Here is a 9,666-nt window from a genome sequence, read left to right on the forward strand (position 1 = left end):
GCCGGAAACGGGCACGCGAAAAACCCCGCCGGCGCACTCGCCGGCGGGGTAATCAGGTCGCGGCAACGCTAAGGGGTCAGGCGATTCCGCCGACCGCCTTCGTCAGACGCGAGAATTTGCGCGATGCGGTGTTCTTGTGCAGCACGCCCTTGGCAACGCCACGCGCCAGCTCGGGCTGGACGCTCGCGAGCGCGGTGGTGGCGGCTTCGCGGTCGCCCGCGACGATCGCTGCTTCGACCTTCTTCACGAAGGTACGGATGCGGCCGACCCGCGCTCCGTTGATTTCCGCGCGACGCGCATTGCGCCGGATACGCTTCTTCGCCTGTGGCGTATTCGCCATGCCGTCCTCGACTCTATCGAAAATGAATAGGGACCGATCGGGCAGACACCCGTCCGGTGAAGGTGCGCCCCTTAGCGAATGGTGCGCTGCCGGTCAACTATCGCTGGCAGGTCGCGCACCAGAAGGTGGAGCGTCCGCCGTCGATTCGCCGCTCGACGATGCCCCCGCACGGGCATGCCTCACCCTCGCGGCCATAAACGCGGAATTGCTTGGAGAAATAGCCCAGTTCGCCGTCGGGGCGCGCATAGTCGCGCAGCGTCGATCCCCCCGCCTCGATCGCCGACAGCAGGACCGCGCGGATTGCATCGACGAGGGCGGCGAGTCGTTCGGGTGCGATCTGGCCGGCGGGGCGGGTCGGCGCGATGCGGGCTATGTTCAGCGCCTCGCAGACATAGATGTTGCCGAGTCCCGCGACGATCCGCTGGTCGAGCAGCAGCAGTTTCACCGCGGCGATCCGCCCGGCGAATCGCGCTTCGAGATGCTCGGGCGTAAGATCGGGGCCGAGCGGTTCGGGGCCGAGCGCGACGAACGGCGGCCATGCGGCGACCTCGGCGGTGGGCATCAGGTCGATCGAGCCGAATCGGCGCGCATCGTTCAGCACCACCTGCCGACCACCGCCCGTGTCGATCTCCAGATGATCGTGCGCCAGCCGTTCGGTCGGGTCGACCCGCCAGCGCCCCGACATGCCGAGGTGAAAGACCAGCGTATCGCCGCGATCGGTATCGATCAGGCCGTATTTGGCGCGGCGGGCAAGCCCGGTGACGGTCGCCCCGGTCAGCCGCTGGCCGAGGTCGACCGGGAACGCACGGCGCAGATTGGCGCGATTCGCGATGACGCGGGTCAGGCGCTGGCCGGTGAGGACCGGGGCAAGGCCGCGGACGGTGGTTTCGACTTCGGGAAGTTCGGGCATGGGGTCCTTTTGGCGCGCTGCACGCGCGCGGGCCGGCACCGAATCTGCTCACAAGAAAGCTAGGTTCGGTTTGCTCCAGCCACAAGGCGCGGCTAGGGCTGTGCGCCATGAACGACACGGTATCCTTCGGTTACGAACAGGTAGCCCCCGCCGAAAAGACCAAGCGCGTCGGCGACGTCTTCGCCAGCGTCGCCGCGCGCTACGACCTGATGAACGACGCGATGTCGGGCGGCATGCACCGGTTGTGGAAGGACCGGTTCGTCGCACGGGTGAAGCCGCAGTTCAGCGACACGATCCTCGACATGGCCGGCGGCACCGGCGACATCGCGTTCCGCATGGCGAAATCGGGGGCGGCGATCACCGTCGCCGACATCAACCCGGCGATGCTGGGTGTCGGCATGGAACGCGCCGCCAAGCGCGGGATCGAGGGCCTAGTCTGGTCCGAACAGAATGCCGAGGTGCTGTACTTCGACGACCGCAGTTTCGATGCCTATACGATCGCGTTCGGCATCCGCAACGTGACCGACATTCCCAAGGCATTGCGTGAGGCGCACCGCGTGCTGAAGCGTGGCGGGCGGTTCTTCTGCCTCGAATTCTCGACCGTCACCTGGCCGGGGTTCGCCGATGTCTACGACCAGTATTCGCACAAGCTGGTGCCCAAGCTCGGCAAGCTGCTGGCCAACGACGAGGACAGCTATCGCTATCTGATCGAATCGATCCGGCGTTTCCCCGACATGCCGACCTTCGAGGCGATGATCGGCCAAGCGGGCTTCGTGCGGACGCGGGTGGAGCCGATCATGGGCGGGCTGGTCGCGATCCACAGCGGGTGGAAGATTTGATCGCGCATCCGTTGGTCCCATTCCCCTGTCGTTCTCCCAGCGCAGGCCGGAATGACGGTTGGGCGATCGCGACCGCATGACGTCTACCCTCACCCATTACTGGCGCATCCTGAAATGGGGGCGCACGCTGGCGCGGCATGGCGCGCTGATCGAGATCGAGCGCAATCCGCGCAGCCCGGCGCGGCTGCGGCGGATCGTGCGGCTGGCGCGGTTCGGCGCGCGGGTGCCGAAGGTGCCGCGCTATGCCGAGGCGTTCGCCGCGCTGGGGCCGGCGGCGATCAAGCTGGGGCAGACGCTGGCGACCCGGCCCGACATGGTCGGCGAGGATGTCGCGCAGGACCTGCTGAGCCTGCAGGACCGGTTGCCGCCGCTGTCGTGGGAGGTCATCCGCCCGGCGATCGAATCGGGGCTGGGCGCGTCGATCGAATCGAAATTCGCGTCGATCGAGGAAACGCCGGTCGGCGCGGCCTCGATCGCGCAGGTTCACCGCGCGATCACGACCGACGGGCGACAGGTGGCGGTAAAGGTGCTGCGCCCCGGCGTCGAGGCGCAGTTCTTCGACGCGATCGACACCTATGAATGGGCCGCCGCCAAGATGGAGACGATGGGCGGCGAGTTGCAGCGCCTGCGCCCGCGCCTCGTCATCGAGACGATGAAGCGCTGGACCGCGCGCGAGCTGGACCTGCGGCGCGAAGCCGCCTCCGCATCGGAGCTGGCCGACGGGATGGAGGCCGAACCCGACTTCACCATTCCCGCGATCGATTGGCAGCGCACGACATCGCGCATCCTGACCACCGAATGGATCGACGGAATCAAGCTGTCGGACCGGCCGGCGCTGGTCGCGGCGGGCCATGATCTCGGCGCAATGGCGACGCGGCTGGTGCGTGCGTTCCTGCGGCAGGCGATCGCCGAAGGATTCTTCCACGCCGACATGCACCAGGGCAATCTGTTCGCGCTGGCCGACGGGCGGATCGCGGCGATCGATTTCGGCATCATGGGGCGGATCGACCGGCGGGCGCGAGTCTGGCTGGCCGAGATTCTCTACGGGCTCATCACCGGCGACTATAAGCGCGTCGCGGAAATCCATTTCGAGGCGGGCTACGTCCCTGCGCACCACAATGTCGCCGAGTTCGCGACCGCGCTGCGCGCCGTGGGCGAGCCGATGCGCGGCCTCGCGGTCAAGGACATGTCGGTGGGCATGATGCTCGATTCGCTGTTCAACATCACCCGCGACTTCGACATGCAGACCCAGCCGCACCTGCTGCTGCTGCAAAAGACGATGGTGATGGTCGAGGGCGTCGCCACCGCGCTCGACCCCGAGATCAACCTGTGGGAGACGGCCGCGCCGTTCGTGCGCGGCTGGATCCGCGACGAGCTGGGACCGGAGGCGATCGTCGCCGACCGGATCATCACCGACCTGCGCACCTTCGCCCGCCTGCCCGAGCTGCTCCGCAATATCGAGGCACGCTATCCCTCGCCGGGCGGCGCCCCCCCTTCCCCGCCGCTCAAGGAAGTCACCGTCGTGCGCGGCGACGGCTGGCGCTATGCGCTGGTGGCGCTGGGCAGCGGGATCGCGGGCGCGGGGCTGGTGGCGCTGCTGGGATGAGCCGGGCGCGACCGCCGGTGTGGCTGGCGCGGCCGGGACGGTTCGCGGGGGTGCCCCCGGTGGCGGCGGTGGCGGTCGCGCTCGCCGCGCTGTTGCTGATCGCCGCGTCGTGGTTCGTGCCCGCCGACGATGGCGGCACCGCCAGCGTCGCCGGGCAGACCGACCTCGGCCTCTATGCCGCGATCGTCGAAGGGGTGCGCGGCGGTGGCGATTACTACACCGTCGCGGCGCAGGCGCTGCGCGCGGGTGGCTATCCGCTCAAGCCCTTCGTTACCTTCCGCCTGCCGACGCTGGCGGTGGTGCAGGCGGCGCTGCCGAACCTCTTGGTGCTGGCGTTGCTGGCGGGGGTGGCGGCGGCCACGGTGCTGACGTGGCGGCGGGTGATCGAGGCGTGGTTCGCCAGGGGCACGACCCGCGCCGTCGCGTGGTTCCTGCTGGCGGGCGGCATGATCGCCTTCGTCCAGCCGGGGCTGGTCGCGTTCCACGAAATCTGGGCCGGGCTGCTCATCGCATGGGCGCTCGCCTTGCGCAGCGAGGAACGCTGGATCGAGGCGGCGGCGATCGCGCTGTGCGCGATGCTGATCCGCGAGACGGCGGCGCTGTTCGCGCTGGCGATGCTGGCGGCGGCGCTGATCGAGCGGCAGCGGCGCGAGGCGATCGGCTGGGGCGCGGTGCTGCTGGTGTTCGTCGCGATCCTGTCGCTGCATGCGCGGGCGGCGGGGATCGCGGTGGGTCCACTCGATCCGGTGTCGCCGGGGTGGACCGGCGGCCATGGTCCGGGGCTGTTCGCCGATGCGATGGCGCGGTCGACGGTGCTGACGCTGCTGCCGTGGTGGATCGGCGCGCCGGTCGCGATGCTGGCGCTGACCGGATGGGCGGCGGCACCGGGGCCGGTGGGCTTTCGCGCCGCGCTGACCTTCGGTGGCTATGCGCTGGCGATCGCGCTGTTCGCGCGGATCGACAATTTCTACTGGGTGCTGGCGGCGGCACCCGCGTTTCTGGTCGGACTGGCGTTTCTGCCCGACGCCACGCGCGATCTGGCGGTCGCGCTGCTCGACAGGCGGCGCGTTCGGGTGCAGAGGATCGTTCGATGACGCGCATATTGCTGATCGTCGGCGGCGGCATCGCCGCCTATAAGGCGTGCGAGCTGATCCGGGGCCTGCGCCGCCGGGGGCATGGCGTGCGCTGCGTGCTGACCGATGGCGGCGCGCAGTTCGTGACGCCGATGACGCTGGCCGCCCTGTCCGAACAGCCGGTGCATACCAGCCTGTGGGATTTGAAGGACGAGGCGGAGATGGGCCATATCCAGCTCAGCCGCCAGGCCGATCTGGTCGTCGTCGTGCCGGCCACCGCCGACCTGCTGGCAAAAATGGCTGGGGGCCATGCCGACGATCTCGCCACCACGCTGCTGCTGGCGACCGACAAGCCGGTGCTGGCAGCACCGGCGATGAACGTGCGCATGTGGCAGCATGCCGCGACCCAGGCGAACGTAGCCACGCTGCGCGCGCGCGGCGTGATGGTGCTGGAGCCCGACGAAGGCGCGATGGCCTGCGGCGAATACGGCCCCGGTCGCCTGCCTGAACCCGATGCCATCGTCGCTGCGATCGAGGCGACGACCGCGCCCCTTCCCGCGTCGCTCGCCGGTCGCCACATCCTCGTGACGGCGGGGCCGACACACGAACCGATCGATCCGGTGCGCTATCTCGCCAACCGATCGTCGGGGAAACAGGGTTTCGCCATCGCCGCCGCCTGTGCCGCGCGCGGGGGCCGGGTGACGCTGGTCGCAGGACCAGTGACGCTGGCGACTCCGCCGGGCGTCGAGCGGATCGACGTGGAAACCGCGCGCGACATGGCCAATGCCGTGGCGCAGGCGTTGCCCGCCGATGCGGCGGTGATGGTCGCGGCGGTCGCCGACTGGCATGTCGAGGCCGCGCCATCCAAGCTCAAGAAGGGCGATGGCGCGCCGGTGCTGACGCTCCAGCCCAATCCCGATATTCTGTCGATGCTGGGGCGCAGTCCGCGCCGCCCGCGCCTGCTGGTCGGCTTCGCCGCCGAGACGGACGACGTAATCGCCCATGCCACCGCCAAGCTGGGCACCAAGAACGCCGACTGGATCGTCGCCAACGACGTATCGGGCGACGTGATGGGCGGCGATCGCAACCGCGTCCATCTCGTCACTGCCACGGGCGTCGAGGCGTGGGACGATGCCCCCAAGGCCAATGTCGCCGGCCGCCTTGCCGATCGGATCGCCGATGCGCTGGCGTGAACTGATCCTCGCCATGGCGCTTGCCGGATGCGCCGGCAGCGGGACGAACGGGCGTGCGCCCGCGCTGGCGGGTCAGGCGTTCGGGCCAGACGCCGTACGCGACGTGCGGACGCTGGTGCTGGTGCTGCACGGCGATGGCGACGGGGTGGTCCCGGCCGACTTCGCGCAGGCGACGCACCGCATCGCCGATGCGATACCGGACACGCGCGCGGTGGCGCTGCTGCGGCCGGGCTATCGCGACAGCGCGGGCAACCAGTCGCCGGGCGAGCGCGGCGGGATGGGGGGCGACAGCTATACCGCCGACCGGATCGCGGCGGTCGCCGACAGCATCCTGCGCTGGCGCAAACGCTATCCACAGGCGCGCACCGTGCTGGTCGGCCAGTCGGGTGGCGCGGCGATGGCGGCGGTGGTCGCCGGACTGCGGCCGGGACTGGTCGACGGCATCGTGCTGGCCGGATGCCCGTGCATGCTGCCCGAATGGCGCAAATATCGCGCGCGGCGCGGCGGCGGCGATTTCGCCCGGCCGGTGACGAGCTTCGACCCGTTGATGACGGTCGGCGGTGTCGCGCCGCAGACGCGCGTGACGCTGCTGGTCGGGGCGGACGATGCCGAGACGCCGCAACGCTTCTCGCGCGCCTATGCCGAGGCGCTGGCGCTGCGCGGGATCGCGACCGATTACCATGTACTGCCCGGACGCGGCCACGACCTGCTGGCCGATGGCGACCTGATCGACGCGGTGCGCCGCATCGCCGCCGCGCCGGGGACGGCACCGATGCGCAATGCGATGGTGACACCATGATCGCGCTGCGCCTCCTACGCCTGCCCCACGGGCTTGGCCTGCCATTGCCTGCCTATGCCACCGCCGGCGCGGCGGGGATGGACGTGGTTGCGGCCGAGACGGTGACGCTAGCGCCGGGCGCGCGCCATGCGGTGGCGACCGGTTTCGCGCTGGCGATACCCGATGGCTATGAGGTGCAGGTGCGCCCGCGATCGGGGCTGGCGCTCAAGCACGGCATCACCTGCCTCAACACGCCGGGCACGATCGACAGCGACTATCGCGGCGAGGTGAAGGTGATCCTCGCCAATCTCGGGCAGGAACCGTTCGACGTGGTGCGGGGCGAGCGGATCGCCCAACTGGTTCCCGCCCCGGTGCTGCACGCGACGCTCATCGAGGTCGACTCGCTCGACGATACCGCGCGGGGGGCGGGCGGGTTCGGATCGACCGGCCGATGATCGCGCTTGCCCTGTTCGCGCTGGCCCAGACCGGAAGCGCCGTGCCGCTGGTGCCGATCGTACCGGTGGAAACGCCCGTCCCGCCGCGCGCGATCGACTGGGCCGCGCTACCGCCGCTCCCCTATCGCCACGTTCCGCGTCCGACACCGCACATGACCCGCTTCGTCGCGACCGAATTGCGCCGGACCGCCTGCCCGATGCCGGTGGCGGTCGGCGGCCGGGTGCAGGTGCAGGTCGATGTCGCGGTGCTGATCGGCGCCGACGGGCTGGTGCGCGCCACCATACCCCGCGCGATCGACTGCCCCACGGTCGAACAATATGCGGCCGGACTGGTGGTCAGCTTCGCGCGCGGCAACCTCGTCCCCCGGCTGGTGAGCGAAGGGGCGTGGTATCGCGCGTCGCTGGCGTTCGACTGGGCGGCATGACCTTCTCCGACGCCGAACTCGATCGCTATGCCCGCCATCTCGTGCTGCACGAGGTGGGCGGTGCCGGTCAGGCGGCGCTGAAGGCGGCACGGGTCGTGGTGATCGGTGCCGGCGGGATCGGATCGCCGGTGCTGCAATATCTCGCGGCGGGCGGCGTCGGCACATTGGTCGTGATCGACGACGACAGCGTCGATGCCAGCAACCTGCAACGCCAGACCTTGTTCGGCAATGTCGATATTGGCCGGCCGAAGGTGGCGGCGGCGGCGGACGCCGTGGCGCGGATCAACCCGTTCGTCCGGGTCGAGCCGGTCGCGGCGCGAATCGATGGCGCCAATGCGGCGGAGCTGCTCGCCGGGGCCGATGTGGTGGTCGACGGCTGCGACAACTTCATCACCCGGTTGGCGGTAGCCGATGCCGCGCTGACGGCACGGGTGCCGCTCGTCTCGGCGGCGGTCGGGCGGTTCGAGGGGCAGTTGGGCGTGTTTCGCGGCTGGGAGGCGGGGCGGCCGTGCTACCGTTGTTTCGTTGGCGACGATCCGGCGCGCGCCGATACGAGTTGCGCGGATCAGGGGGTGCTGGGCGCGCTGACCGGGGTGATCGGCAGCATGGCCGCGCTGGAGGCGATGCGCGCGATCGTCGGCTTCGGCGAGGACCCGGCGGGTAAAGTGCTGATCGCCGATCTGCTCGCTTTCCGCTTCCGCACGCTGACGCTGCCCAAGGACCCCGGTTGCCGGTGCGCGGGCTGACGATCGTCGTCGCCGGCGCGGAGGGCGACCGGCTGCGCGCGGCGCTGACCATGGCCTGTGCGGCGGCGGCACTAGGCGCGCGGGCGCGGGTCTATCTTCATGAAGCGGCGGTGGCAGGCTTCGCAGCCGATGTGCCGGCCCCGGCGGGACAGCCGACGCTCGGCGAACTGCGCGGCATCGCGGCGGAGAGCGGCGTCGCGATCGTCGCCTGTCAGAGCGGCCTCGCGCTCGCCGGACTCGCCGCCGACGCGATCGGCGTCAGCGGCGGCGGGATGATCGAGTTGCTGGCGACGCTCGGCGACGACCGGCTGGTCGTCGCCTAAACCGCACTTACTGCGCGGCGAGCGCTTCCTCGGCAAACGCCCGCACCGCCGGGCCGATGTCGGCACGCGCCAGCGCCAGTGCGATGTTCGCCTGGACCCAGCCCGCCTTGTCGCCGCAGTCGTAGCGCTTGNGCAAACGCCCGCACCGCCGGGCCGATGTCGGCACGCGCCAGCGCCAGTGCGATGTTCGCCTGGACCCAGCCCGCCTTGTCGCCGCAGTCGTAGCGCTTGCCGTCGAAGGTGAAGCCGTGGAACGGTTGCCGGCCGATCAGCTTGGCCATCGCGTCGGTCAACTGGATCTCGCCGCCCGCGCCCGGCTCCTGCTGGTCGAGGATGTCCATCACCTCGGGCTGGAGGATGTAGCGGCCGGGGATCATCAGGTTCGACGGCGCCTTGCCCTTGGGCTTCTCGACCAGCGCGGTGACTTCGGTCAGCTTGCCGTCGACCTTGCCCGGCGAGATGATGCCGTATTTGTCGGTTTCGCTGTCGGGCACTTCCAGCGCACCGATGACGTTGCCGCCGACCTGGTCGTACGCCTCGACCATCTGGCGAAGGAAACCCCCGACCATCAGTTCGTCGGGGAGCAGCACCGCGAACGGCTCGTCGCCGACGATCTCGCGCGCGCACCACACCGCATGGCCCAGCCCCAGCGGCTCCTGCTGGCGGACATAGACCGGCGAACCCGGCTTCTGGCGAATACCCTCGATCACCGCCATCGACTTGCCGCGCGCCTTCATCGTCGCTTCGAGTTCGTAGGAGACGTCGAAGTGATCCTCCAGCGCGCCCTTGCCGCGGCCGGTGACGAAGATGATCTGCTCGATCCCCGCCTCCAGCGCTTCCTCGACCGCATACTGGATCAGCGGCTTGTCGACGACGGTCAGCATTTCCTTGGGCATCGCCTTGGTCGCCGGCAGAAACCGGGTGCCAAGACCCGCCACGGGAAAGACTGCCTTGCGAACGCGCTGAATGGTCATGGGG

At 69.9% G+C, this 9,666-nt stretch carries 11 protein-coding genes and 1 pseudogene; 9 read left to right on the forward strand and 3 right to left on the reverse strand.

Annotated elements, in window-relative coordinates:
• Positions 1–76 precede the first annotated feature (76 nt).
• Positions 77–340, reverse strand: a complete 264-nt coding sequence (gene rpsT, locus ASG37_RS06450; RefSeq protein WP_055757092.1) for a 30S ribosomal protein S20 — start codon at positions 338–340, stop codon at positions 77–79.
• A gap of 97 nt (positions 341–437) precedes the next feature.
• Entirely contained in the window at positions 438–1,250 is an 813-nt protein-coding gene (gene mutM / locus ASG37_RS06455) for a bifunctional DNA-formamidopyrimidine glycosylase/DNA-(apurinic or apyrimidinic site) lyase (RefSeq protein ID WP_055757425.1), read from the reverse strand.
• A 107-nt stretch (positions 1,251–1,357) separates the two neighbouring features.
• Between mutM and ASG37_RS06460 the strand changes: the two genes are divergently transcribed.
• From ASG37_RS06460 to ASG37_RS06500, 9 genes are all read left to right on the forward strand, one after another.
• Complete coding sequence (locus tag ASG37_RS06460; RefSeq protein ID WP_055757094.1) at positions 1,358–2,089, forward strand: class I SAM-dependent methyltransferase; 732 nt, start codon at positions 1,358–1,360, stop codon at positions 2,087–2,089.
• Positions 2,090–2,165: 76 nt separating this feature from the next.
• A complete protein-coding gene (gene ubiB, locus ASG37_RS06465; protein ID WP_055757427.1) occupies positions 2,166–3,695 on the forward strand; it encodes a 2-polyprenylphenol 6-hydroxylase in 1,530 nt (509 codons plus the stop codon).
• Positions 3,692–4,789, forward strand: a complete 1,098-nt coding sequence (locus tag ASG37_RS06470; RefSeq protein ID WP_055757097.1) for a hypothetical protein — start codon at positions 3,692–3,694, stop codon at positions 4,787–4,789. The genes ubiB and ASG37_RS06470 overlap by 4 nt, the downstream gene beginning before the upstream one ends.
• Positions 4,786–5,961 carry a bifunctional phosphopantothenoylcysteine decarboxylase/phosphopantothenate--cysteine ligase CoaBC gene (gene coaBC, locus ASG37_RS06475; protein ID WP_055757098.1) on the forward strand — a complete coding sequence of 392 codons (1,176 nt, stop codon included), beginning with the start codon at positions 4,786–4,788 and terminating at the stop codon, positions 5,959–5,961. The genes ASG37_RS06470 and coaBC overlap by 4 nt, the downstream gene beginning before the upstream one ends.
• Entirely contained in the window at positions 5,948–6,760 is an 813-nt protein-coding gene (locus ASG37_RS06480; RefSeq protein ID WP_235525316.1) for an alpha/beta hydrolase family protein, read from the forward strand. The genes coaBC and ASG37_RS06480 overlap by 14 nt, the downstream gene beginning before the upstream one ends.
• Positions 6,757–7,194, forward strand: a complete 438-nt coding sequence (gene dut, locus ASG37_RS06485) for a dUTP diphosphatase (protein WP_055757101.1) — start codon at positions 6,757–6,759, stop codon at positions 7,192–7,194. The genes ASG37_RS06480 and dut overlap by 4 nt, the downstream gene beginning before the upstream one ends.
• Complete coding sequence (locus tag ASG37_RS06490) at positions 7,191–7,619, forward strand: hypothetical protein (RefSeq protein ID WP_235525317.1); 429 nt, start codon at positions 7,191–7,193, stop codon at positions 7,617–7,619. Before dut ends, ASG37_RS06490 begins: the two co-directional genes overlap by 4 nt.
• Positions 7,616–8,365 carry a HesA/MoeB/ThiF family protein gene (locus tag ASG37_RS06495; protein ID WP_055757103.1) on the forward strand — a complete coding sequence of 250 codons (750 nt, stop codon included), beginning with the start codon at positions 7,616–7,618 and terminating at the stop codon, positions 8,363–8,365. Before ASG37_RS06490 ends, ASG37_RS06495 begins: the two co-directional genes overlap by 4 nt.
• Positions 8,353–8,688 carry a DsrE family protein gene (locus tag ASG37_RS06500; RefSeq protein WP_235525318.1) on the forward strand — a complete coding sequence of 112 codons (336 nt, stop codon included), beginning with the start codon at positions 8,353–8,355 and terminating at the stop codon, positions 8,686–8,688. Before ASG37_RS06495 ends, ASG37_RS06500 begins: the two co-directional genes overlap by 13 nt.
• Positions 8,689–8,820: 132 nt before the next feature.
• Here ASG37_RS06500 and galU read toward each other — a convergent pair.
• Positions 8,821–9,662, reverse strand: a pseudogene (galU, locus tag ASG37_RS06505) (UTP--glucose-1-phosphate uridylyltransferase GalU); the annotation flags it as partial.
• Between the last annotated feature and the right edge of the window lie 4 nt (positions 9,663–9,666).

Source organism: Sphingomonas sp. Leaf407 (assembly GCF_001425385.1).
GTDB lineage: Bacteria > Pseudomonadota > Alphaproteobacteria > Sphingomonadales > Sphingomonadaceae > Sphingomonas.